At 64.8% G+C, this 24,068-nt stretch carries 19 protein-coding genes; 16 read left to right on the forward strand and 3 right to left on the reverse strand.

The window, feature by feature from the left end; translation table 11 throughout:
- Nucleotides 1–141 precede the first annotated feature (141 nt).
- Nucleotides 142–936: a MinD/ParA family protein gene (locus E8F11_RS24320; protein WP_280291553.1), complete on the reverse strand. Its 795-nt coding sequence runs from the start codon at nt 934–936 to the stop codon at nt 142–144.
- A 393-nt stretch (nt 937–1,329) separates the two neighbouring features.
- Between E8F11_RS24320 and rfbB the strand changes: the two genes are divergently transcribed.
- From rfbB to E8F11_RS24375, 11 genes are all read left to right on the forward strand, one after another.
- Complete coding sequence (gene rfbB / locus E8F11_RS24325; RefSeq protein WP_280291471.1) at nt 1,330–2,394, forward strand: dTDP-glucose 4,6-dehydratase; 1,065 nt, start codon at nt 1,330–1,332, stop codon at nt 2,392–2,394.
- Complete coding sequence (gene rfbA / locus E8F11_RS24330) at nt 2,391–3,263, forward strand: glucose-1-phosphate thymidylyltransferase RfbA (protein ID WP_280291472.1); 873 nt, start codon at nt 2,391–2,393, stop codon at nt 3,261–3,263. The genes rfbB and rfbA overlap by 4 nt, the downstream gene beginning before the upstream one ends.
- Nucleotides 3,260–3,805, forward strand: coding sequence for a dTDP-4-dehydrorhamnose 3,5-epimerase (gene rfbC / locus E8F11_RS24335; protein ID WP_280291473.1), 546 nt, complete (start codon nt 3,260–3,262; stop codon nt 3,803–3,805). The genes rfbA and rfbC overlap by 4 nt, the downstream gene beginning before the upstream one ends.
- Entirely contained in the window at nt 3,802–4,668 is an 867-nt protein-coding gene (gene rfbD, locus E8F11_RS24340) for a dTDP-4-dehydrorhamnose reductase (RefSeq protein WP_280291474.1), read from the forward strand. Before rfbC ends, rfbD begins: the two co-directional genes overlap by 4 nt.
- 794 nt (nt 4,669–5,462) lie before the next feature.
- A complete protein-coding gene (locus tag E8F11_RS24345) occupies nt 5,463–7,274 on the forward strand; it encodes an ATP-binding protein (RefSeq protein ID WP_280291475.1) in 1,812 nt (603 codons plus the stop codon).
- Nucleotides 7,271–8,644 carry a sigma-54 dependent transcriptional regulator gene (locus E8F11_RS24350; RefSeq protein ID WP_280291476.1) on the forward strand — a complete coding sequence of 458 codons (1,374 nt, stop codon included), beginning with the start codon at nt 7,271–7,273 and terminating at the stop codon, nt 8,642–8,644. Before E8F11_RS24345 ends, E8F11_RS24350 begins: the two co-directional genes overlap by 4 nt.
- A 957-nt stretch (nt 8,645–9,601) precedes the next feature.
- Nucleotides 9,602–11,029 (forward strand): arginine-ornithine antiporter, encoded by a 1,428-nt coding sequence (gene arcD / locus E8F11_RS24355; protein ID WP_280291477.1) that lies wholly within the window; start codon nt 9,602–9,604, stop codon nt 11,027–11,029.
- Nucleotides 11,030–11,047: 18 nt separating this feature from the next.
- On the forward strand, nt 11,048–12,298 hold the full coding sequence (arcA, locus tag E8F11_RS24360; RefSeq protein ID WP_280291478.1) for an arginine deiminase: 1,251 nt from the start codon (nt 11,048–11,050) through the stop codon (nt 12,296–12,298).
- A 102-nt stretch (nt 12,299–12,400) separates the two neighbouring features.
- On the forward strand, nt 12,401–13,411 hold the full coding sequence (locus E8F11_RS24365; RefSeq protein WP_280291479.1) for an ornithine carbamoyltransferase: 1,011 nt from the start codon (nt 12,401–12,403) through the stop codon (nt 13,409–13,411).
- 72 nt (nt 13,412–13,483) lie between these two features.
- Nucleotides 13,484–14,416 carry a carbamate kinase gene (gene arcC, locus E8F11_RS24370; protein ID WP_280291480.1) on the forward strand — a complete coding sequence of 311 codons (933 nt, stop codon included), beginning with the start codon at nt 13,484–13,486 and terminating at the stop codon, nt 14,414–14,416.
- Between the two features lie 359 nt (nt 14,417–14,775).
- The gene (locus tag E8F11_RS24375; RefSeq protein WP_280291481.1) at nt 14,776–16,683 is read left to right on the forward strand and encodes a beta-ketoacyl synthase; all 1,908 of its coding nucleotides are present in this window, start codon (nt 14,776–14,778) and stop codon (nt 16,681–16,683) included.
- Between the two features lie 58 nt (nt 16,684–16,741).
- Here the strand turns inward: E8F11_RS24375 and cysQ are convergent, their stop codons facing one another.
- Nucleotides 16,742–17,563, reverse strand: a complete 822-nt coding sequence (cysQ, locus tag E8F11_RS24380; RefSeq protein WP_280291482.1) for a 3'(2'),5'-bisphosphate nucleotidase CysQ — start codon at nt 17,561–17,563, stop codon at nt 16,742–16,744.
- Nucleotides 17,560–18,126: an ADP compounds hydrolase NudE gene (gene nudE / locus E8F11_RS24385; RefSeq protein WP_280291483.1), complete on the reverse strand. Its 567-nt coding sequence runs from the start codon at nt 18,124–18,126 to the stop codon at nt 17,560–17,562. Before nudE ends, cysQ begins: the two co-directional genes overlap by 4 nt.
- Nucleotides 18,127–18,256: 130 nt before the next feature.
- On the opposite strand from nudE, the gene yrfG reads away from it, so the two are divergent.
- From yrfG to E8F11_RS24410, 5 genes are all read left to right on the forward strand, one after another.
- Nucleotides 18,257–18,919 carry a GMP/IMP nucleotidase gene (gene yrfG, locus E8F11_RS24390; RefSeq protein ID WP_280291484.1) on the forward strand — a complete coding sequence of 221 codons (663 nt, stop codon included), beginning with the start codon at nt 18,257–18,259 and terminating at the stop codon, nt 18,917–18,919.
- A 30-nt stretch (nt 18,920–18,949) separates the two neighbouring features.
- Nucleotides 18,950–19,846: a LysR family transcriptional regulator gene (locus E8F11_RS24395; protein WP_280291485.1), complete on the forward strand. Its 897-nt coding sequence runs from the start codon at nt 18,950–18,952 to the stop codon at nt 19,844–19,846.
- A 95-nt stretch (nt 19,847–19,941) separates the two neighbouring features.
- The gene (fdhD, locus tag E8F11_RS24400; RefSeq protein WP_280291486.1) at nt 19,942–20,787 is read left to right on the forward strand and encodes a formate dehydrogenase accessory sulfurtransferase FdhD; all 846 of its coding nucleotides are present in this window, start codon (nt 19,942–19,944) and stop codon (nt 20,785–20,787) included.
- Entirely contained in the window at nt 20,784–23,105 is a 2,322-nt protein-coding gene (locus E8F11_RS24405; RefSeq protein ID WP_280291487.1) for an FdhF/YdeP family oxidoreductase, read from the forward strand. The genes fdhD and E8F11_RS24405 overlap by 4 nt, the downstream gene beginning before the upstream one ends.
- Nucleotides 23,106–23,527: 422 nt before the next feature.
- Nucleotides 23,528–24,016: a hypothetical protein gene (locus tag E8F11_RS24410; RefSeq protein ID WP_280291488.1), complete on the forward strand. Its 489-nt coding sequence runs from the start codon at nt 23,528–23,530 to the stop codon at nt 24,014–24,016.
- Nucleotides 24,017–24,068 lie beyond the last annotated feature (52 nt).

A 24,068-nucleotide genomic window follows, 5' to 3' on the forward strand; every position in this document is an offset into this window, starting at 1 on the left:
TCGGCCCCGCCCCCCGGCCTGAACGCATAGCGTTCAGTCGCTCGTAGGCACTGGAGGCAGTGCCTCCAAATGCGTGCCTACTCGCCCCAGAGGGAGAGGGGAGCAGGCGGGCGGTCTTGCACGGTGCCATGGGCGCCTCGCTCACAGCAGCGTTTCGAGAAAGAACTCCAGGTTGCCCGTTGGCGTATCTGGCAAGGGCCAGCCGTAGACCCGATTGGCGATTTTCTTGAAGGCGATTGCGCTTTTCGATCGGGGGAATTCTTCGACAACGGCACGCTGTTTGCGGACTGCGGCATGCAATTGCTCGTCGTAAGGTACGGCGCCCAGGTAATGCAGGGCCACGTCGAGAGACCGCTCTGTGAGCTTGAGCATTTTCTTGTACAGGTAGGGCCCTTCCTCCGGCGTACGCGTCATGTTTGCGAGCAGGTGAAAGCGGCTTACGCCGTGAGAGAGATGAAGCAGCCGAATAAGGGCGTATGCGTTGGCGACCGACGTGGGTTCATCGCACACCACGACCAGGACTTCCCGGGCAGCAACCGCGAAGTTGATGACTGACTGGTCTATGCCGCTGGCCGTGTCGATGACCAGTACATCCAGGTCGTTGGCGATCTCACTGAAAGCGTGAATGAGCCCCGCAAGCTCGGTGGAGCTGGTTTGCGCCCCGCCGGAAGCCGACGGCACCACCTGAATGGCTGCCGGCCCGATTTCGACAATCTCTGCGAGATTGCACCTGCCAGCAAAAACGTCAGCGGAACTGAATTTGGCATTCAGGCCCAAGGCGATATCGACGTTGGCCAATGACAGGTCAGCGTCCAGCAGCGCGACTCTGCGCCCCCTTCTCGCCAGCGCGATCGCCAGATTGGTCGACACTTGGGTCTTGCCGACGCCACCCTTGCCGCTGGTCACTGCAATAACCTGAATCTGATTCACTTCCACGCTCACCCCACACGTTCCCTGTTGGAGTCCTCCTGCCGACCAGAGCTGACGCCAATCGGACAGGGCCTTCATCAGCATTCGTGGGCTGCCGTATCCCCGCCCACCGTTGCTGATTGATGCATAGGAAAATTCCTACTCATCGCTTCCTACGGACTCTGCCATGGGGGTCAATGTGATGGCAAGTTGCCGTCAACGATTACCCACTCAAGGCCCAGGTTGTCTCAGCCAGCAAGTAGCCCATTTCCCACGGCAGGTTTTGGCCATGTCGGTGCGTTCTATGCAACGGCTGGCCCAGACAGGGGGTAGAATTCCCGCATTTACAACCGGCTCGCCCGCAAGGTTAGATGCGAGCCCACACTAGATGCCGATCATCTTCAAATTCGGGGAATAGACATGCGAATTCTGGTCACTGGCGGAGCCGGTTTCATTGGCTCGGCGCTGATCCGCCACGTGCTCACGCATACCAGCCACGACATCCTCAACCTGGACAAGCTGACCTATGCCGGTAACCTCGAGTCGCTGGCAACCGTGGCAGACAACCCGCGCTATCAGTTTCTCCAGGCTGACATCGCTGACAGTGAGGCCGTGGGCGCTGCCCTGGCGCGCTTCCAGCCGGACGCGGTGATGCACCTGGCAGCGGAATCCCATGTCGATCGCTCCATCGACGGACCGGCCGCCTTTATCCAGACCAATATCGTCGGCACCTACAGCCTGCTGGAAAGCGTGCGCGCCTACTGGCTTGGCCTGGACGCCGAACGCAAGGCCGCATTCCGTTTCCACCACATCTCCACCGACGAGGTGTATGGCGACCTGCACGGCGTCGACGACCTCTTCACCGAAACCACGCCCTACGCGCCCAGCTCGCCCTACTCGGCCAGCAAGGCGGCGTCCGACCACCTGGTCCGTGCCTGGCATCGCACCTATGGCCTGCCCGTGCTGCTGACCAATTGCTCGAACAACTACGGCCCCTATCACTTCCCCGAGAAGCTGATTCCGCTGATGATCCTCAATGCCCTGGAAGGCAAGCCGCTGCCGGTCTATGGCGATGGTCAGCAGGTCCGCGACTGGCTGTTCGTCGAGGATCATGCCCGTGCCCTGCTGGAAGTGGTGACGCACGGCAAGGTCGGCGAGACCTACAACATCGGCGGCCACAATGAACAGAAGAACCTCGATGTGGTGCGTGGTATCTGCGCCCTGCTGGAAGAGCTGGCGCCGAAGAAACCCACAGGCATCGAGCATTTCGAACAGCTGATCACCTTTGTGAAGGACCGCCCGGGCCATGACCTGCGCTACGCCATCGACGCCGGGAAGATCGAGCGCGAATTGAGCTGGGTGCCACAAGAGACCTTTGCCACCGGTCTGCGCAAGACCGTGCAGTGGTATCTGGACAACCTCGAATGGTGTCGCCGAGTACAGGACGGCAGCTACCAGCGCGAACGACTGGGAGCTTCCGTATGAAAGGGATCATCCTTGCCGGAGGCTCCGGTACTCGCCTGCACCCGATCACCCTGGGCGTATCCAAGCAGCTGCTGCCGATCTATGACAAACCGATGATCTACTACCCGATCTCGGTGTTGATGCTCGCCGGCATTCGCGAAATCCTGGTGATCTCTACCCCGCATGACCTGCCGCAGTACCGCGACTTGCTGGGCGATGGCAGCCAGTTCGGAGTCCGATTCACCTTTGCCGTGCAACCGTCGCCGGACGGCCTGGCGCAGGCTTTCCTGATTGGCGAAGAGTTCATTGGCCAGGATTCGGTGTGCCTGATCCTCGGCGACAACATCTTCCACGGCCAGCACTTCACCGAGAAGCTCAAGCGCGCGACCAGCCATCCGAGCGGGGCGACTGTTTTCGGCTACTGGGTGAACGACCCGGAGCGCTTTGGTGTGATCGACTTCGACAGCGAAGGTCGAGCCGTCTCCATCGAAGAGAAGCCCAAGCAGCCCAAGTCCAGCTATGCGGTAACTGGCCTGTACTTCTACGACAACGACGTGATCCGGATCGCCAAGGCCGTGAAACCGTCCGCCCGGGGCGAGTTGGAGATCACCGATGTCAACAATGCCTACCTCAAGCGCGGCGACCTGCGCGTCGAGCGCTTTGGCCGTGGTTTCGCCTGGCTGGATACCGGCACCCACGACAGCCTGCTGGAAGCCTCCCAGTACGTGCAGACCATCGAACATCGTCAGGGGCTCAAGGTGGCCTGCCTCGAAGAAATTGCCTTTCAGAACGGCTGGATCGACAAGGATAAGTTGCTGGCCCAGGCCAAGGCCTTCGGCAAGACCGGTTATGGCCAGTACTTATTCAAACTTGCAGGTGAACACGCATGAAAGTTATTGCAACCGAACTGCCGGACGTATTGATCCTGGAGCCCAGGGTCTTCGGCGATGAGCGCGGATTTTTCTATGAGAGCTACAACGCGCGCGTGTTCGAGGAGCTCACTGGCCTGAAGCCGGATTTCGTTCAGGACAACCATTCGAGCTCCCAGCGCGGTGTGCTGCGTGGCCTGCACTATCAGGTGCAACAGGCTCAGGGCAAGCTGGTGCGCGTGGTGCAGGGCGAGGTCTTTGACGTGGCGGTGGATATCCGTCGCAGTTCGCCCACCTTCGGCCAATGGACCGGAGCCTATCTGTCAGCCGAGAACAAGCTTCAGATGTGGGTGCCCGAAGGCTTCGCACATGGCTTCCTGGTACTCAGCGAGACGGCCGAGTTCCTCTACATGACCACCAATTACTACGCACCCCGTCACGAGCGCTGCATCCGCTGGGATGACCCGGACCTGGCGATCGACTGGCCGTTGACCGGGGCCCCGATCCTGTCCGCCAAGGACCAGGCAGGCGTTGCCCTCAAGGATGCGGACCTGTTCCCATGAAGGTCCTCATCACTGGCAACCACGGGCAGGTCGCGCGCGAGCTCCAGCTGATCCTCGCCGGCAAGGCCGAGGTGGTCGCCCTGGGGCGTGATCGACTCGATCTGGCGCAGCCCGAGCTTATCCGCCAGCAGATCCGCGCCCAGTCGCCCGACCTGCTGATCAACGCCGCCGCCTACACGGCGGTGGACCAGGCGGAAAGCGAGCCCGAAGCTGCCTTCGCCATCAATGCCACTGCTCCCGGTGTACTTGCGGAAGAAGCGGCCGCGCTCGGCATCCCGCTGTTCCACTACTCCACCGACTACGTCTATGACGGCGACAAGCCGGCTCCCTACCGCGAAGATGACCCGACCAATCCCCTCGGCGCCTACGGCCGCAGCAAGCTCGCCGGCGAACAGGCGATCCAGGCCGTCGGCGGCGCGCACCTGATCCTGCGTACCAGCTGGGTCTATTCCCTGCACGGGCGCAACTTCCTGCTGACCATGCAGCGCCTGCTGCAAGAACGTGAGGAGTTGCGCGTGGTGGACGACCAGGTCGGCGCGCCGACCTGGGCGGGCAGCATCGCCCAGGCCACTGCCCAACTGGTGGAGAAGTGGCAGGCGGGCAATCGCAACTGGGGCGTCTACCACCTGACCAACCAGGGGGAAACCTCCTGGTTCGGCTTCGCCAGCGCCATCGGCGAGCAACTGCGGGCCGAAGGCAAGCCCTGTGCGCGGCTGCTGCCGATCCCTTCCAGCGACTATCCGACGCCCGCGAAGCGGCCGCTCAATTCGCGTATGGATGGCAGCAAGCTGGCCCGCGACTGGCAGGTGACCCTGCCGGACTGGCGCAGCGCCCTGGCGGAGTGCCTGCGGCAACCGCGCTGACGCGGTAGGCTGCGCCGCGCGCACCAGTTCGTGGATGGGTCGGGCGGCGTTCCGCGAGCGGGGCGATACCCATCACGCGGGATCGATGGGTATCGCAGGCTCTACCCATCCTACGAGTCAGCTGTGTAGCCCGGATGCAATCCGGGGACAGAGGGGCGGGCGGCGTTCCGCGAGCGGGGCGATACCCATCACGCGGGATCGATGGGTATCGCAGGCTCCACCCATCCTACGAGTCAGGTGTGTAGCCCGGATGCAATCCGGGGACAGAGGCGCCGGCGGAGTTCCGCGAGCGGGGCGATACCCATCACGCGGGATCGATGGGTATCGCAGGCTCCACCCATCCTACGAGTCAGGTGTGTAGCCCGGATGCAATCCGGGGACAGAGGCGCTGGCAGAGTTCCGCGAGCGGAGCGATACCCATCACGCGGGATCGATGGGTATCGCAGGCTCCACCCATCCTACGGGTCAGCTGTGTAGCCCGGATGCAATCCGGGGACAGAGGGGCTGGCGGAGTTCCGCGAGCGGGGCGATATCCATCACGCGGGTTCGATGGGTATCGCAGGCTCCACCCATCCTACGGGTCAGCTGTGTAGGATGGGTGGAGCGGAGCGATACCCATCAACGTGGGCTTGGCCGAGTGCCTGGGCGACACACTAGCTCCCGTAGGAGCGAGCTTGCTCGCGAACCTTCGCCAGCAAGCTGGCTCCTACGATTTCCCGCGCCGCGGCCTCCTCGCTCCTGACCGCTAAGTCTGATGCCATAATGCGCCTCATCGACCGGCGCACAGTGACAGCATGACCACCACCCCCACTCCCCATCGCCCACGCTGGCGCAGCCTGGTGCTGCTGGCGTTGCTGCTGGCGCCGCTGCTCTGGCCGCTGCAGCACTTCAGCGAGCGCTACTACAGCGAGTCCCTGGCCGAGCAGAATCGCCAGACCCTCGACCTCTACGTCGCCAACCTGCTGGGCACGCTACGCCGCTACGAGGTGCTGCCGCCCATCCTCGCCGACCTGCCGCCCCTGCGCACCCTGCTGGCCCAGCCGCAGAGCGCCGGCCTCCAGGCCGAGGCCAACCGCCTGCTGGCCGAAGTCCGGCTGGAAACCGGCGCCGACGTGATCTATCTGATGAGCCCCGCCGGCCTGACCCTCAGCTCCTCCAACTGGGATCAGCCCGACAGCTTCGTCGGCCGCAGTTTCCCCTTCCGCCCTTATTTCCGTGAGGCCCTGGCCGGCAAGCAGGGGCGCTTCTTCGGCCTCGGCACCACGTCGCGCAAGCGTGGCTACTTCTTCGCCAGCCCGGTGCGCGACGGCGCGCGGATCATCGGCATTCTGGTGGTCAAGGTAGACCTGGACGACGCTGAAACCCTCTGGGGCAATACCCCGGAGCAGCTCATGGTGACCGACGCCAATGGCGTGGTGATCATTTCCTCGCGCAGCGACTGGCGCTTCCATGCCACCCGCCCGCTGGACAATGCCGAACGCGCCGCCATCGCCGCCAACCAGCCATACCCGACGCAATCGCCGCCACCGCTGAAGCTGGTCGACAAGGCCTGGCTCACCCAGAGCCGCGAACTCAAGGAGACTGGCCTGACCGCCAGCATCCTCGCTCCGCGCCAGCTGATCGACCGCCAGGTGACTACCACCGTGGCCATCGGCGGCGCCACCCTCCTCACCCTGCTGCTGCTGCTCGGCCTGATGATGCAGCGGCGCCGTCATTACCTCGACCGCATTGCCCTCGACGCCCGCGCCCGTCACGAGCTGGAATTGCGCGTGCAGGAACGCACCCAGGACCTCGAAGCACTGAACAGCCGACTCAAGGACGAAGTACTGGAGCGTGAACAGGCCCAGCAGGAACTGGTACGCGCCCAGGACGAACTGGTACAGGCCAGCAAGCTGTCGGCCCTGGGCACCATGTCGGCGAGCATCAGCCACGAACTGAACCAACCCCTGGCGGCCATCCGCAGCTACGCCGACAACGCCGGCGTACTGCTGGACCACGAGCGCCTCGACGACGCCCGCGGCAACCTGCGCCAGATCAGCGAACTGACCGGGCGCATGGCGTCGATCATCGCCCACCTGCGCGCCTTCGCCCGCCGCGATCGCCATGCCCCGGAAAGCGTCGCCCTGCAGCCCGCCCTGGAGGATGCCCTGGCGCTGCTGGCCAAGCGCCGCCGGGCCATGGACGTAGAGTTGATCCGCGACCTGCCGGACGCGCCGCTCTGGGTCCAGGCCGGCGAAACCCGCCTGCGCCAGGTGCTCGGCAACCTGCTCGCCAATGCCCTCGACGCCCTGGCCGAAAAGGCCCAGCCGAGGCGCATCTGGCTCAGCACCGAAACCAGCGCCGACGGCGTCGACCTGCACCTGCGCGACAACGGCCCCGGCTTCTCCGAGGACGCCCTGCGCCATGCCCGCGAACCTTTCTTCACCACCAAGACCAGCGCCCAGGGCCTTGGCCTTGGCCTGGCCATCTGCGATAGCCTGATGCGCGCCCTGGACGGCGAGCTGCTGCTCGCCAACCACCCGGAGGGTGGCGCCCTGCTGACCCTGCGCCTGCGCAACGGCGCCCCCGGCGTCATTCCACAGCCTCCCGAGGACCTCTCTGCATGACCAACGCCCTTGATGCCCACACCCAGGTGCTGCTGATCGACGACGACCCGCACCTGCGCCAGGCCCTCAGCCAGACCCTCGACCTGGCCGGCCTCAAGGTGCAGGCCCTGGGCGACGCCCAAGGGGTGGCGGAGTGGGTCGGCAAGGACTGGCCGGGCGTGGTGGTCACCGATATCCGCATGCCGGGCATCGACGGCCTGGAGCTGCTCGGCCAGTTGCGCGAACGCGACCCCGACCTGCCGGTGCTGCTGATCACCGGCCACGGCGATGTGCCCCTGGCAGTGCAGGCCATGCGCGCCGGCGCCTATGACTTCCTGGAAAAACCCTTCCCCAGCGACCAGCTGCTGGACAGCGTGCACCGCGCCCTCGACCTGCGCCGCCTGGTGCTGGAAAACCGCAGCCTGCGCCTGGCCCTCTCCGACCGCCAGCAGCTCAGCGGCCGCCTGGTCGGCCAGTCGCCGGCCATGCGGCGCCTGCGTGAACAGATAGGTGCCCTCGCTGCCACCAACGCCGATGTCCTCATCCTTGGCGAAACCGGTGCCGGCAAGGAAGTGGTGGCCCGTGCGCTGCACGACCTGTCGGCGCGCCGGGACGGCCCCTTCGTCGCCATCAATGCCGGTGCCCTGGCCGAGTCGGTGGTGGAGAGCGAGCTGTTCGGCCACGAGCAGGGCGCCTTCACCGGCGCGCAGAAACGCCGCATCGGCAAGTTCGAGTTCGCGAATGGCGGCACTCTGTTCCTCGACGAGATCGAGAGCATGAGCCTGGATGTCCAGGTCAAGCTGCTGCGCCTGCTGCAGGAGCGGGCGGTCGAGCGCCTCGGCGCCAATCAGCTGATCCCGCTGGATATCCGCGTGATCGCCGCGACCAAGGAAGACCTGCGCCAGGCCGCCGACCAGGGCCGCTTCCGCGCCGACCTCTACTACCGGCTGAATGTCGCCAGCCTGCGCATCCCGCCGTTGCGCGAACGTGGCGAAGACGCCCTGCTGCTGTTCCAGCACTTCGCCGAGGCTGCCAGCGGCCGCCACGGGATGGCCGCGCGCAGCCTCGACAGCAACCAGCGCGCCCTGCTCCTGACCCACACGTGGCCGGGCAATGTGCGCGAACTGCAGAATGCCGCGGAGCGCTTCGCCCTGGGCCTGGATCTGGCGCTGGACAATACGCCGGTGGACCTGCCCCAGGTGGCCGGCGGCCTCAGCGAGCAGGTGGAAGCCTTCGAGCGCGCCCTGATCGCCGCCGAGCTGACCCGGCCCCATGGCTCGCTGCGCAGCGTGGCCGAAGCCCTCGGCCTGCCGCGCAAGACCCTTTCGGACAAACTGCGCAAGCACAACCTCAGCTTCAGTGGCGGAAATCCCGCCGATGAGCAGGATTGATCGGCAAGAAACCGCTTAGAGGCATGCGAGCGCAGGGACGCAAGGCCCGTAATAGAGCGCTCGCACACCAATGGCACAGAGCTTGCTCCTGTCTGCACAGCCCCTGCGGTGTGCAGGGACCAGAGGCCCGGAGCCCAGGCGCCGAACCTCCCCCGAAGCGGTCACAAGCCAGCCAGGGGCTCCTCCCCAGATCGCCATCGGGCCAAACGCCCGAGGCTCCTCCCGGCTACCCGCCGGAAGCCCGAAGCCCGGCTCTCGCGCCGGGCTTTTTCATGCCCGTGGAAAGCACGAGACGCTCGCGAGCTCCCGCGTAGGGTGGAAACCGCGAAGCGATTTCCACCAGCCCCGTAGGAGGGGTCGGGCGGTGTTCCGCGAGCAACGCGATGCCCATCACCCATGCCGATGGGTATCGCTCCGCTCCACCCATCCTACGGTTACTGCGGAGTTGCCCCAGGCGTAGGGTGCGCTGCGCGCACCGATATACCGCGCCCGATTGGCGGTGCGCGCGGCGCACCCTACGGGATTCAAATTCATGTTTCGGATATCGGACGAACGGGTGTCGTTCGAGGGGAAGTTGCCGGGTTTTGAACGGGCTTTTTACTGCCTGATTTTTAAAAACTTTCCTACTGAAAAACGTCACTTAAATAGCGAAATGTCCGACACAAATCGGTCATTTCGTCCAAGGATTATGGGGATGCGTCATAGGAAGCAGGGCCGGGAAGTTGCAACTTGAAGCCCCTAGAAAACCGACTAGTGTGTATTAGGCGCTGCCCTGGATGGCTAGCCAAACGCTCTATCTTGCTCCCTTTGGGCGGCGATCTGCAGTAATCCCTCCCTCTACGACAGTAAGGAAATTGTCCGTATGACTCATTAGCCAGCTATTGATCTGGATCAGAACGCCGTAAGAACAATCAGGCGCTCAATAAGCACAGTTCCTACTCCAAATGGAGGTGCACGATGTCAGATTCTTCCGACAAACTTCGGCTTGGCGCCCTGGTTGCGCTGGTAGTCGGCTCGATGGTGGGCGGGGGCATTTTCTCGTTACCGCAGAATATGGCGGCCAGCGCGGATGTCGGCGCCATTCTCATTGGCTGGGGCATTACCGCGGTGGGCATGCTCACCCTGGCATTCGTCTTCCAGACTCTGGCCAATCGCAAGCCAAACCTCGACGGCGGGGTATACGCCTACGCCAAGGCGGGTTTCGGCGACTACATGGGTTTCTCATCGGCCTGGGGCTACTGGATCAGTGCCTGGCTGGGCAACGTCGGCTACTTCGTGCTGCTGTTCAGCACCCTGGGCTATTTCTTCCCGATCTTCGGCGAGGGCAACACGCTGGCGGCCATCATCGGCGCCTCGATCGTCCTCTGGGCCGTGCACTTCCTGGTCCTGCGCGGGATCAAGGAAGCGACCTTCATCAACATGGTGACCACCGTCGCCAAGATCGTGCCGCTGGTCCTGTTCATCCTCATCTGCCTGTTCGCCTTCAAGCTGGACATCTTCACCGCTGACATCTGGGGTTCGAAAAACATCGAGCTGGGCAGTGTGATGAACCAGGTGCGCAACATGATGCTGGTCACCGTCTGGGTGTTCATCGGCATCGAGGGCGCGAGCATCTTCTCCGCCCGCGCCGAGAAGCGAAGCGATGTGGGCAAGGCCACCGTGCTCGGCTTCGTCATCGTGCTGCTGATCCTGGTGCTGGTGAACGTGCTGTCCCTCGGCATCATGACCCAGCCGGAACTGGCCAAGCTGCAGAACCCCTCCATGGCGGCCGTGCTCGAGCATGTGGTCGGCAGCTGGGGCGCCGTGCTGATCAGCGTCGGCCTGGTCATCTCCCTTATCGGCGCCCTGCTTTCCTGGGTACTGCTCTGCGCCGAGATCCTCTTCGCCGCGGCCAAGGACCACACCATGCCGGCCTTCATCCGCAAGGAGAACGCCAACCAGGTTCCGGCCAACGCCCTCTGGCTGACCAACGCCATGGTGCAGCTGTTCCTGATCATCACCCTGTTCAGCTCCAGCACCTACCTGTCGCTGATCTACCTGGCGACCTCGATGATCCTGGTGCCCTACCTCTGGTCCGCTGCCTACGCGGTGCTGCTGCCCCTGCGCGGCGAGGGCTACGAGCAGGATGCCTCCGACCGCAACAAGGACCTGGTCATCGCCGCCATCGCGCTGATCTATGCCGTCTGGCTGCTCTATGCCGGCGGCGTGAAGTACCTGCTGCTCTCTGCCCTGCTCTACGCACCGGGCGTGATTCTGTTCGCCAAGGCCAAACGGGAAGTTGGCCAGCCGGTGTTCACCAATGTCGAGAAGCTGATCTTCGCAGCCGTGGTCATCGGCGCGATCGTGGCGGCCTACGGGCTCTACGACGGCTTCCTGACCCTGTAACTCGTAAGGAGACCTGCCATGTCCAAAGTCAAACTCGGCGTTCATTCGGAAGCCGGCAAACTGCATAAGGTAATGGTCTGCTCGCCGGGGCTCGCGCACATGCGCCTGACCCCCAACAACTGCGACGAGCTGCTGTTCGACGACGTCATCTGGGTCAACCAGGCCAAGCGCGACCACTTCGACTTCGTCACCAAGATGCGCGAGCGCGGCATCGATGTCCTGGAAATGCACAACCTGCTCACCGACATCGTGCAGAACAAGGAAGCGCTGAAATGGATCCTCGATCGCAAGATCACCAATAACCAGGTCGGCGTCGGCCTGGTCAATGAAGTCCGCTCCTGGATCGAAGGCCTGGAGCCGCGCAAGATCGCCGAGTTCCTCATCGGCGGCGTCGCCGGTTCCGACCTGCCGGAGAGTGAAGGCGTCAGCGCCATCAAGATGTACCGCGACTACCTGGGCCACTCCAGCTTCATCCTGCCACCGCTGCCCAACACCCAGTTCACCCGCGACACCACCTGCTGGATCTACGGCGGCGTGACCCTCAACCCCATGTACTGGCCGGCCCGTCGCCAGGAAACCCTGCTGGCCAGCGCCATCTACAAGTTCCACCCGACCTTCACCGAGGCCGAGTTCGAGGTCTGGTACGGCGATCCGGACAAGGACCACGGCATGTCCACCCTCGAGGGTGGCGACGTGATGCCCATCGGCAACGGTGTGGTGCTGATCGGCATGGGCGAGCGCACTTCCCGCCAGGCCATCGGCCAACTGGCGCAATCGCTGTTCGCCAAAGGCGCCGTGCAGAAAGTGGTAGTCGCTGGCCTGCCGAAGTCCCGCGCCGCCATGCACCTGGACACCGTCTTCACCTTCTGCGACCGCGACCTGGTCACCGTCTTCCCGGAAGTGGTCAAGGAAATCGTGCCCTTCGTGCTGCGCCCGGATGAAAGCCGTCCCTACGGCATCGACATCCGCCGCGAAGAGAAGGACTTCATCTCGGTGGTCGCCGAGGCCCTCAACCTCAAGCAACTGCGCGTGGTGCAAACCGGTGGCGACGCCTTCGAGGCCGAGCGCGAGCAGTGGGACGACGGCAACAACGTGGTCTGCCTGGAGCCCGGCGTGGTGGTCGGCTATGACCGCAACACCTACACCAACACCCTGCTGCGCAAGGCTGGCGTCGAGGTGGTCACCATCAGCGCCAGCGAACTGGGCCGCGGCCGTGGCGGCGGTCACTGCATGACCTGCCCGATCCTGCGCGACCCGATCGATTACTGAGTTGACACTCCTGGCGGCTCCCCACCCGGAGCCGCCTGCCCCGCCAGCCACAAGCTGTTCTGACGGAGCCTGATTTCAAGTTACCCACAAGGAGAAAGAATCATGGCCTTCAACATGCACAACCGTAACCTGCTCAGCCTGATGCACCACAGCACTCGTGAGCTGCGTTACCTGCTGGACCTCTCCCGCGACCTGAAACGCGCCAAGTACAGCGGCACCGAGCAACAGCACCTCAAGGGCAACAACATCGCCCTGATCTTCGAGAAGTCCTCCACCCGCACCCGTTGCGCCTTCGAGGTGGCCGCCTACGACCAGGGCGCCAACGTCACCTACATCGACCCCACCTCCTCGCAGATCGGCCACAAGGAGAGCATGAAGGACACCGCCCGCGTGCTCGGCCGCATGTACGACGCCATCGAGTACCGCGGCTTCAAGCAGGAAATCGTCGAAGACCTGGCCAAGTACGCCGGCGTGCCGGTGTTCAACGGCCTGACCGACGAGTACCACCCGACCCAGATGCTCGCCGACGTGCTGACCATGCGCGAGCACAGCGACAAGCCGCTGCACGAGATCAGCTACGCCTACCTGGGCGACGCCCGCAACAACATGGGCAACTCCCTGCTGCTGATCGGCGCCAAGCTCGGCATGGACGTCCGCATCGCCGCACCGAAGGCCCTGTGGCCGAGTGACGAACACGTCGCCGCCTGCAAGAAATTCGCCGAGGAAAGCGGCGCCCGCATCACCCTCACCGAAGACGCCAAGGAAGCGGTCAAGGGCGTGGACTTCATCCACACCGACGTCTGGGTCTCCATGGGCGAGCCGGTGGAGGCCTGGGGCGAGCGCATCAAGGAACTGCTGCCTTATCAGGTCAACATGGACATGATGAAGGCCGCTGGCAATCCGCGGGTGAAGTTCATGCACTGCCTGCCCGCCTTCCACAACAGCGAAACCAAGGTCGGCAAGCAGATCGCCGAGCAGTACCCGAACCTGAAGAACGGCATTGAAGTCACCGAAGACGTCTTCGAGTCCCCGTACAACATCGCCTTCGAGCAGGCGGAAAACCGCATGCACACCATCAAGGCGATCCTCGTTTCGACCCTCGCCGACATGTAAGTCCCGATACGCCCCGGACCGCGACGCGTTCGCCGGTCCGGGACGCATTCCACCCCTCAGGAGGAAATCACTATGCGAATCGTCATCGCATTGGGCGGCAACGCGCTGCTGCGCCGTGGCGAGGCCATGACCGCGGAGAATCAGCGGGAGAATGTGCGCATCGCCTGCGAACAGATCGCCAAGGTGGCGCCAGGCAACGAACTGGTGATCGCCCACGGCAACGGCCCGCAGGTGGGCCTGCTGGCCCTGCAGGGTGCCGCCTATGACGCCAAGAACCCCTATCCGCTGGACGTCCTCGGGGCCGAGACGGAGGGCATGATCGGCTACATGATCGAACAGGAGCTGGGCAACCTGCTGCCCTTCGAAGTGCCCTTCGCCACCATCCTGACCCAGGTCGAGGTGGACCCGTCGGACCCGGCCTTCCAGAAGCCCACCAAGCCCATCGGCCCGGTCTATCCCAAGGAAGAAGCCGAGCGCCTGGCCAAGGAAAAGGGCTGGAGCATCGCCCCCGATGGCGACAAGTTCCGCCGTGTCGTGGCCAGTCCACGGCCCAAGCGCATCTTCGAGATCCGCCCGGTGAAATGGCTGCTGGAGAAGGGCACGGTGGTGATCTGCGCCGGCGGCGGCGGCATCCCGACCATGTATGACGCGTCGGGCAAGAAGCTCTCCGGCGTCGAGGCGGTGATCGACAAGGACCTCTGTTCCGCCCTGCTGGCCGAGCAGTTGGAAGCCGACCTGCTGGTGATCGCCACCGACGTCGAGGCGGCCTTCATCGACTGGGGCAAGCCGACTCAGAAGGCCATCGCCCAGGCCCACCCGGACGAACTGGAACGCCTCGGCTTCGCCGCCGGCTCCATGGGGCCGAAGGTGCAGGCCGCCAGCGAATTCGCCCAGAAGACCGGCAAGCCCGCGGTGATCGGTGCGCTGAAGGACATCGAAGCCATCGCCCTTGGCCAGGCCGGCACCAGCGTCAGCACCAGCGCAGCGGGGATCCAGTACCGCTGAGCGACAGGCACGAGCATGCCATGCTCCTGTGGGGGCGAATTCATTCGCTAAGGGCAGCGCAGCTGACCCTTGAATGTCCGAAGGGCAGACCTGCGGTCTGCCCAGCGATTGAAATCGCCCCCACAGAGTCCTCACTCCCTTGCAACATCTCCCCAATCATTCCGCCGAATGACCAAAGGCGTGACTTGATAGTCATACCCCTCGTCAGGTAGACATCCCGTTAAATTCGAGCTGCCACCTGGCTCATGCCACCTGGCCCGCGATGCTTGACGCTGCACAAAGCCGCCACCCTGGAGCGGCAACCCGCCGCCAAGCCCGCCCGCCGGCATGAGATGGTCTTTTTGAGGAGTTTTCGAGAGATGTCCCGACTTCCAGTGATTGTGGGTTTTGGCGGCTATAACGCGGCTGGGCGAAGCTCGTTCCACCACGGCTTCCGTCGTATCGTGATCGAGACCCTGGACGCCCAGGCACGCCAGGAAACCCTGGCAGGCCTCGCCGTGATGATGAAGTTGGTCTCGGTTGCCGAAGGCCAGTACCTCGACGGCGACGGCCAGTCCCTGACGCTCGCCGCGATCGAAGCCCGCTTCGCCGCGCAGATTCTCGACTCCACCCTGGTGCGCCGCATCGAGAAACAGCACCTGGACGTGGACGCCGCCCACTGGCAGAAGAACCTCACCGCCCAGGTGGGAGACGGCCAGGCCCTCAGCTTCACCACGTCGCGCAAGCAACTGCCCGAGCCGCTGCCGGCCAACTGGTCGGTGGAAACCCTGGACAACGGCGAAGTGCGCGTGGCCATCCACGGCAATTGCGACTTCAAGGTCGACAGCTACCGCGAGCTGCCGGTGAAGTCCGCCGGCCAACTGCCCAGCGGTTTCGAGCCGGGTGAGCTGTACAACTCGCGCTTCCACCCGCGCGGCCTGCAGATGTCGGTGGTCGCCGCCACCGACGCCATCCGCTCCATCGGCCTGCCCTGGAAGGCCATCGTCGACCGCGTGCAACCCGACGAGATCGCCGTGTTCTCCGGCAGCATCATGAGCCAGCTGGACGAAAACGGCTTCGGCGGCATGATGCAGTCGCGCCTCAAGGGCGGCCGCGTCACCGCCAAGCAGTGCCCGCTTGGCCTGAACACCATGCCGGCCGACTTCATCAACGCCTATGTGCTGGGCAGCGTCGGCACCACCGGCAGCGTTACCGGCGCCTGCGCCACCTTCCTCTACAACCTGCAGAAGGGCATCGAACTCATCAACTCCGGCCGCGCCCGCGTGGCCCTGGTGGGCAACGCCGAAGCACCGATCAACCAGGAGTGCATCGACGGCTACGGCGCCATGGGTGCCCTGGCCACCGAGGACGGCCTGCGCCAGGTCGGCGGCCGCGAGGAAGTGGACTTCCACCGTGCCAGCCGCCCCTTCGGCGAGAACTGCGGCTTCACCCTCGCCGAGTCCAGCCAGTACGTGGTGCTGATGGATGACGCCCTGGCCCTGGAGCTGGGCGCCGACATCCACGGCGCGGTGACCGACGTGTTCATCAATGCCGACGGGTTCAAGAAATCCATCTCCGCCCCCGGCCCGGGCAATTACCTGACCCTGGCCAAGGCGGTGGCCGCCGCCACCCAGCTGATCGGCGCCGACGGCGTGCGCGAGCGCAGCTTCGTCCACGCCCATGGTTCCAGCACCCCGGCCAACCGCGTCACCGAATCCGAACTGCTGGACCGCGTCGCCGGCGCCTTCGGCATCAAGGAGTGGCCGGTTGCCGCGGTCAAGGCCTACGTCGGCCACTCCCTGGCCACCGCCAGCGGCGACCAGGTGATCGCCGCCCTGGGCACCTTCAAGTACGGCATCCTGCCGGGCATCAAGACCATCGACCGGGTCGCCGACGATGTGCACCGCCAGCACCTTGCCATCGAAACCCGCGACCTGCCTCTGGGCGAACGCCAGATGGACGTCTGTTTCATCAACTCCAAGGGCTTCGGCGGCAATAACGCCACGGGCGTGGTCATCTCGCCACGCCTGGCGGAGAAGATGCTGCGCAAGCGCCACGGCGATGCCGCCTTCGCTGCCTACAGCGCGAAACGCGAGCAGACCCGCGCCAACGCTGAGGAATACGATCGCCGCGCCCGCCTCGGCGAGTTCGACATCATCTACAACTTCGGCAATGACCTGATCGACGAACAGCTGATCGAACTGAGCAGCCAGGGCATCCAGGTGCCCGGCTTCGCCAAGCCGCTGCTGTACAAGAAGGACGAACGCTTCGCCGACATGCTGGACTGACGCGAAATGCCAACCATGAAAAAGGGCCCCTCGGGGCCCTTTTTTCGTTGCTCGTTGCTCAGTCCAGCGCCCGCGCCAGCTGGATCAGCTCCGCCCGCCACTCGGCGGCGACCGGCAGGGCCAGGAAGGAAGGATTGAGGAAGTGCTCGCGGGCCTCGTAGGTCAAGGCTTCACCGGCCAGGTCCAGCACCTCGCCGCCGGCGCCTTCGAGCACGCCCTGGGCGGCTGCGGTGTCCCACTGGCTGGTGGGCGCCAGACGCGGATAACAGTCGGCGGAGCCTTCGGCCAGCAGGCAGAACTTCAGCGAGCTGCCGATACTGGCCAGCGCCAGGTCACCGAAGCGTTCGTTCAGGCCGGCCAGCAGGCGCTCCTGGGCCGGGCTCGAATGGCGCTTGCTGGCGACCACGGTAAAAGCCTCGTCAGGGGCGATGCGCACGCTGATCTCGTGGGGGTCCTCATCGACATCCAGGCACCAGGCACCCAACCCGGCACCACCGTAGTAGCAGCGCCCGCCCACCGGCATGCCGACCACGCCGAACACCACCCGCCCGGCTTCCACCAGGGCCACGTTGACGGTGAACTCCTCGCTGCCGGCAATGAATTCCTTGGTGCCATCCAGCGGGTCCACCAGCCACCAGCGCTGCCAGTTGGCACGCTCGCCCAGGGGAATGTCCGCAGCTTCCTCGGAAAGCACCGGGATGCTCGCATCCAGCGCCGCCAGTCCGGCGGCCAGCAGCTTGTGCGCGGCCAGGTCGGCGGCGGTCACGGGCGAGGCGTCGGCCTTTTCGATCACATCCAGTTCGCCACGCCAGTAAGGCAGGATGACATCGCCCGCCTGGCAAACCAGGTCGATTACTGCGGGAAGCAAGGGATGGCTCACGATGGGTACTCCCCACGCTGGGTCAGGATATCGCGGGTCAGGTAGAGCGCCGCCAGGGCGCGTCCTTCGCTGAACTGCTGGTGCTGGGCGAGGCTCGAAAGCTCGCGCAGGCTGATACGGTCCACCCGCAGCGGCTCGGGCTCGTCGCCCGGCAGGCGCTCTTCATAGAGATCGCGGGCCAGGACCACCTGGATCTTCTGGCTCATGTAGCCAGGGGACAGCGAGAGCTCGGTGAGGTGCTCCATCTGGCGGGCACCGAATCCGGCCTCCTCCTTGAGCTCGCGGTTGGCGGCGGCAAGCACGTCCTCGCCCGGCTCGATCAGTCCCTTGGGCAGGGACAGCTGGTAGTCGTCGGTGCCGGCGCAGTACTCCTCCACCAGCAACACGTGCTCGGCATCGACCATGGCCACCACCATCACCGCGCCGTAGCCGGAGCCCTTGCCCACCAGACGCTCGTAGGTGCGCTCAACGCCATTGGCGAATCGCAACTGCAGCTCCTCGACACGGAACAGGCGGCTGCTGGCGACAATTTCGCGAGCGAGCACCGTGGGCTTCTGACGCATAGCGGACTCCTTGGCATGACCGGCGGGTTATCATACCCCGCCTTTGCCCAATGTCCCCGCTGGAGATTGCATGCCAGCGACGACCAGCGATGCAATGGCGACACCCCCTCGAAATCGACCGACACCGCCCATGCCCCTACTGCCCTGGACCGAGATCGACACCGTGCTGCTCGATATGGACGGCACCCTGCTCGACCTGCACTTCGACAATCACTTCTGGATGGAGTACTTGCCGCAGCGCTATGCCGAGCACCACGGCATCAGCCGCGCACTGGCCGACGCCGAACTGCTGCCGCTGTTCCGTGACAACGCTGGCCAACTCAACTGGTACTGCACGGACTTCTGGAGCCGCGAACTCAAGCTGTCGATCCGCGACCTCAAGCGCGAAGTGGCCCACCTGATCGCACTGCGCCCGGATGCCGACCTCTTTCTCGCTGCCCTGCGCCGCACCGGCAAGCGCGTGGCGCTGATCACCAACGCCCATCGCGACTCGCTGTCGCTGAAGATGGAGCGGGTCGAACTGGCGCCCTGGTTCGATCGCCTGATCAGCTCCCACGACTACGGCTTCCCCAAGGAAGACCAGCAGTTCTGGCAGGCCCTGCAGCAGGACTTCGGCTTCGATCCCGCGCGCAGCCTGTTCATCGACGACAGCCTGCCGATCCTGCGCAGCGCCCGGCAGTATGGCGTCGCGCAACTGCTGGCCGTGCGCGAGCCGGACAGCCGCAAGGGCCCGAAGGACACCGAGGAATTCGCCGCGGTGGACAGCTACCGCTCACTGATCCTGGGACTCTGAACCGGCATCCGCACGCCGAGAGGAAACGCCATGGACATCAAGCAACTGAAGTTCCTCATCGCGCTGGAGGAAACCCGCCACTTCGGCCAAGCCGCGGCGCGCTGCCACGTGACCCAGCCGACGCTGTCCATGCGCCTGCGCAGTCTGGAGGAAGAGCTCGGCCTGGAACTGGTGATTCGCAGCCAGCGCTTCGAGGGCTTCACCGATGCCGGCCTGCGCGTGCTGGCCTGGGCGCGCACCCTGCTGGCGGCCCACGACGGCCTCTATGCCGAGGCGGCTGCCTGCCGCGGCCAACTGGTGGGTACCCTGCGCCTGGGCGTGGTGCCGCTGGCCGGCTTCGATCCGATGCGCCTGGTGGAGGCGTTCTCCAGCGAGCACCCGAGCCTGCGCTTCCAATTGTTCTCCTTGAGCTCCGAGCAGATTCTCGAAGGCCTGGCACGCAACCAGCTGGACCTGGGCCTGTCCTACCTGGACCGCCTCGACCGTGAGCACTTCGAGAGCCTGGAACTGGCCAAGACGCGCATGGGCCTGCTGCACGACCGTCGCCACTTCAGCTTCGAGGCCCCCGCGCTGTCCTGGGAAAGCCTGATCGACCTGCCGCTCGGCCTGCTGTCGGGCGGCATGCACTTCCGCCAATCCATCGACCACGGATTCCGCAGCCGCGGCCTGTCACCCCAGCCACGCCTGGAAACCGACGCCGTGCACCAGCTGCTGCGGGCCGTCAGCGCCGGCCTGTGCTGCGCGATCATGCCCCTGGATAGCGGCCTCGATGACTTCACCGAGCACCTGGCGCTAACCCCCATAGAGGACGCCCGCACCCTCGCGCCCCTGGGCCTGATCCTGCGCCGCAGCGCCCCCCGCTCGGCGCTGGCGGATGCCTGCTTCACCGAGGCAAAGGCCCTGCTGGGGCTCGATCCGACCTCGTGATAAACGCGCTCGATCAGCGCATCGGGAATAGCGATTAGACGCCCGTGCCAGGCGGGCCTAGGATGGCTGAGTCATTCCGTCGCAGGGGCAGATCCATGGCACGCCCAGACGCCAAGCGCGAACTTACCAAAGTCGATACCCCTCCCTCCCCGGCCGGCTATACCTATGCCGAGCTGGACGGCGATGCCCGTGTGGAAGACGCCGTCCTGGCCGAGGAATGTGCCCTGGCCATCTCCTTCAATGGCATCAGCTACGCCGTGATGATGGTCTCTCCCAGCGACCTGGAGGACTTCGTCGCCGGCTTCAGCCTGAGCAATGGCGTGATACAGGCCATCGACGAGATCTATGATGTCCAGGTCGAAGGTGAAGGCATCGCCCTGCATGCCGAGGTGGACATCGGCAACCGTGCCTTCTGGTCCCTCAAGGAACAGCGTCGCAACCTGGCCGGCACCACCGGCTGCGGCCTCTGCGGCGTGGAAGCGCTTGAACAGGCGCTGCCCGAACTGCGCTCCCTGGCCCCCGCGCCCCTGCCGCCGGCCGAACATTTCGTCGACCTGCGCCAGCGCATCGCTGCCGCCCAGGACCTCGCCCGGCGCAGCGGCGCCTTGCATGCCGCGCTCTTCGTCGATGCCACTGGCGAGGTGCGCCTGTGCCGCGAAGACATCGGCCGCCACAACGCCCTGGACAAGCTGATCGGCGCCCTGCTGCGGGAAGGCCTCGACCCCCGCGCCGGATTCGCCGTGGTCACCAGCCGCTGCAGCCTGGAACTTATCCACAAGGCGGTGCGCGCCGGCCTGTCCACCCTGGTCAGCCTCTCCGCCCCTACCACCCTGACGGTGGAATGGGCGCGCCGGCACCACCTCAACCTCATCCATCTGCCCCACCACAGCGCACCACGGGTCTACAGCCCGGCGCCGCAACCGAAAACATCGAGCCAATGAGCCTGCAACCCGTAGAACCCCGCTACAAACCCTACAAAGGCGCCGCGGCCGGCTGGGGTGCGCTGAAAAGCGTCACCCGCTTCTGGCTGGACAGCAAACAGCCATTCAAGAACCTCCGCGCCCTGCTCAAGACCAATCAGAACGGCGGCTTCGACTGCCCCGGCTGCGCCTGGGGTGACTCCCCCGAGGACGGCCGCATCAAGTTCTGCGAGAACGGCGCCAAGGCGGTTAACTGGGAAGCCACCAAGCGCCGGGTGGATGCGGCCTTCTTCGCCCGCTACAGCGTCAGCCAACTGCGTGAGCAGAGCGACTATTGGCTCGAGTACCAGGGCCGCCTGACCCAGCCCATGCGCTACGACAGCCAGACCGACCACTATGTGCCGGTCAGCTGGGAACACGCCTTCGCGCAGATTGCCCGTCACCTGCGCGGCCTGGAAAGCCCGCACCAGGCGGAGTTCTATACCTCCGGCCGGGCCAGCAACGAGGCGGCCTACCTCTACCAGCTGTTCGTCCGCGCCTTCGGCACCAACAACTTCCCCGACTGCTCGAACATGTGCCACGAGGCCAGCGGCGTGGCCCTGGGCCAGAGCATCGGTGTCGGCAAGGGCAGCGTGACCTTCCACGACTTCGAACACTCTGACGCCATCTTCGTACTGGGCCAGAACCCCGGCACCAACCACCCGCGCATGCTCGAACCCCTGCGCGAGGCGGTGAAGCGCGGTGCCCAGGTGGTCTGCTTCAATCCGCTCAAGGAGCGCGGCCTGGAGCGTTTCCAGCACCCGCAGCACGCCCTGGAAATGCTCAGCAATGGCTCGCGGCCGCTTAATACCGCGTTCTTCCGCCCTGCCCTGGGTGGCGACATGGCCGCTCTGCGCGGCATCGCCAAGTTCCTCCTGCAGTGGGAGCGGGAAGCCCAGGCGAAGGGCGAGCCTGCGGTATTCGACCACGCCTTCATCGCCGAACACACCGAGGGCGTAGACGCCTACCTGGCGGAACTGGATGCCACGCCCTGGGAACGGATCGAGCAGCAATCGGGCCTGACCCTGGACGAGATCGAGATCTCCGCACGCATCTACCGCGATGCCCGCAGCGTGATCATCTGCTGGGCCATGGGCATCACCCAGCATCGCCACTCGGTGCCGACCATCCAGGAAATCGTCAACCTGCAACTGCTGCGCGGCAACGTCGGTCGCCCCGGTGCCGGCCTCTGCCCGGTGCGCGGCCACAGCAACGTGCAGGGCGACCGCACCATGGGCATCAATGACCGGCCGCCGGCGGCGCTGCTGGATGCCCTGGAGCGGCGCTTCCAGTTCAAGGTCCCGCGGCAGAACGGCCACAACACGGTGGAGGCGATCAACGCCATGCTCGAAGGCCAGGCCAAGGTCTTCATCGGCCTCGGCGGCAACTTCGCCCAGGCCACGCCGGACAGCCCGCGCACCCACGCCGCCCTGCAGAACTGCGAACTGACAGTGCAGATCAGCACCAAGCTCAACCGCAGCCATCTGACCACCGGCCGCGAGGCGCTGATCCTGCCCTGCCTTGGCCGCACCGATATCGACCGCCAGGCCGAAGGGTCGCAGGCGGTGACAGTGGAAGACTCTTTCAGCATGATCCATGCGTCCTATGGCCAGCTGGAGCCGTCCTCCCGCGAGATGCGCTCGGAACCGGCCATCATCGCCGGCATTGCCAAGGCCACCCTGGGCGATCACCCGGTGGATTGGGACGCCATGGTTGCCAACTACGACCGCGTCCGCGAACTGATCGCCGACACCATCCCCGGCTTCCAGGACTTCAACCAACGTGTACAGAATCCGGGCGGCTTCTACCTGGGCAACACGGCCAACGCCCGGCAGTGGAGTACCTCCAGCGGCCGCGCCAACTTCACGGCCAGCCCGCTGCCAGCGGATCTGCTCCACGAGAAGGTCCGCAGCACCGGCGAGACGCCGCATCTGATCCTCCAGACGCTGCGCTCCCACGACCAGTACAACACCACCATCTACAGCCTGGACGATCGCTACCGCGGCGTGCGCGGCCAGCGCGAGGTGGTCTTCGCCAACGAGGCGGACATCCGCCGCCTGGGCTTCGAGCCAGGGCAGAAGGTGGATCTGGTGACCCTCTGGGACGACGGTGTGGAGCGCCGGGTGTCCGGCTTCAGCCTGCTGGCCTTCGACATCCCCACCGGCCAAGCCGCCGCCTACTACCCGGAGACCAATCCCCTGGTGCCGCTGGAAAGCTACGGCGACGGCAGCTACACCCCCACCTCGAAATTCGTCGCCATCCGCCTCGAAGCCTCTCGCGACAACGGCCGCATCCACTGAGGATGCGGGCCGCCCCGTAGGGTGCGCTGCGCGCACCGGTAATCCTGCACGGAGTATCCGGTGCGCACGGCGCACCCTACATGGGCGCAATAGCGGCAATGAACTTTTAATGGAAATAAGGGAACTTTGTTTCGTGGAACTTTATTTCCGAGAAACAATTTGAAACATCGCTTCAAACGCTATATAAAGTTCCCACGCAAACGAAACTTTCACGGCACTTTGCTAGCATGCAGAAAGCCCGAAAGGCAGGACTGGAGAGGGCTGGAATAGAGCTCCGACAGCGAAGAACAGAAAAAGTTCTGCCTTTAAAGTCGAAAGTGAAAAAAATGTGAAAAGTTAGTGTTTTTCGTCGCCCGGCACTTGCGTAAGTTAATTCCTACGGTAAATATCCCCTCACCAAAACCAGTGAGGCGATCCTCATCATGAAGTACACCTCGATCCTTCTTCTGTCTCTTGGCCTGGCCAGCGGCAGCGTCTTCGCAGGCAACAATACCGAAGCCGGTGTTGGCGGCGCGCTGGGCGGGGTCCTGGGTTCCGTGGTCGGCAACGCTGTCGGCGGCAGCACCGGTGCAGCCATCGGCGCTGGTGTGGGTGGCGCAGCTGGCGGTGCAGTAGGTGCCTCTCGCCGCAACCGTACTGAAGCTGCTATCGGCGGCGGTCTGGGCGCTGCTGGTGGTCAAGTCGTCGGCAGACAAATGGGCGGCACCACTGGCGGCCTGATCGGTGCAGCCCTCGGCGGCGGCGCCGGCGGTGCGCTGGGCAACGAATACGGCGACCGGAATCGCTACGACGATGACGACTACGACGACGATCATCGCCACTACCGCCGCGCCTACCGCGACCATCCGGGCCGTGGCCATGCCTGGGGCCATCGCAAGCACAAGCACAAGCATTGGCATGACGATGATTGATCAACGCCACTAACCGAAAAAGCCCGCTTCCAGCGGGTTTTTTCTGCGGGCT

The sequence above is a fragment of the Pseudomonas sp. BN417 genome (genome assembly GCF_029871205.1).
Taxonomy (GTDB): Bacteria; Pseudomonadota; Gammaproteobacteria; order Pseudomonadales; family Pseudomonadaceae; genus Metapseudomonas.

What these genes read in the sequence shown, in the direction of transcription:
- rfbB (WP_280291471.1), top strand. Translation starts at nt 1,330, where the DNA reads ATGCGAATTCTGGTCACTGGCGGAGCCGGTTTCATTGGCTCGGCGCTG.
- rfbA (WP_280291472.1), top strand. Translation starts at nt 2,391, where the DNA reads ATGAAAGGGATCATCCTTGCCGGAGGCTCCGGTACTCGCCTGCACCCG.
- rfbC (WP_280291473.1), top strand. Translation starts at nt 3,260, where the DNA reads ATGAAAGTTATTGCAACCGAACTGCCGGACGTATTGATCCTGGAGCCC.
- rfbD (WP_280291474.1), top strand. Translation starts at nt 3,802, where the DNA reads ATGAAGGTCCTCATCACTGGCAACCACGGGCAGGTCGCGCGCGAGCTC.
- E8F11_RS24345 (WP_280291475.1), top strand. Translation starts at nt 5,463, where the DNA reads ATGACCACCACCCCCACTCCCCATCGCCCACGCTGGCGCAGCCTGGTG.
- E8F11_RS24350 (WP_280291476.1), top strand. Translation starts at nt 7,271, where the DNA reads ATGACCAACGCCCTTGATGCCCACACCCAGGTGCTGCTGATCGACGAC.
- arcD (WP_280291477.1), top strand. Translation starts at nt 9,602, where the DNA reads ATGTCAGATTCTTCCGACAAACTTCGGCTTGGCGCCCTGGTTGCGCTG.
- arcA (WP_280291478.1), top strand. Translation starts at nt 11,048, where the DNA reads ATGTCCAAAGTCAAACTCGGCGTTCATTCGGAAGCCGGCAAACTGCAT.
- E8F11_RS24365 (WP_280291479.1), top strand. Translation starts at nt 12,401, where the DNA reads ATGGCCTTCAACATGCACAACCGTAACCTGCTCAGCCTGATGCACCAC.
- arcC (WP_280291480.1), top strand. Translation starts at nt 13,484, where the DNA reads ATGCGAATCGTCATCGCATTGGGCGGCAACGCGCTGCTGCGCCGTGGC.
- E8F11_RS24375 (WP_280291481.1), top strand. Translation starts at nt 14,776, where the DNA reads ATGTCCCGACTTCCAGTGATTGTGGGTTTTGGCGGCTATAACGCGGCT.
- nudE (WP_280291483.1), bottom strand. Translation starts at nt 18,126, where the DNA reads ATGCGTCAGAAGCCCACGGTGCTCGCTCGCGAAATTGTCGCCAGCAGC.
- yrfG (WP_280291484.1), top strand. Translation starts at nt 18,257, where the DNA reads ATGCCCCTACTGCCCTGGACCGAGATCGACACCGTGCTGCTCGATATG.
- E8F11_RS24395 (WP_280291485.1), top strand. Translation starts at nt 18,950, where the DNA reads ATGGACATCAAGCAACTGAAGTTCCTCATCGCGCTGGAGGAAACCCGC.
- fdhD (WP_280291486.1), top strand. Translation starts at nt 19,942, where the DNA reads ATGGCACGCCCAGACGCCAAGCGCGAACTTACCAAAGTCGATACCCCT.
- E8F11_RS24405 (WP_280291487.1), top strand. Translation starts at nt 20,784, where the DNA reads ATGAGCCTGCAACCCGTAGAACCCCGCTACAAACCCTACAAAGGCGCC.
- E8F11_RS24410 (WP_280291488.1), top strand. Translation starts at nt 23,528, where the DNA reads ATGAAGTACACCTCGATCCTTCTTCTGTCTCTTGGCCTGGCCAGCGGC.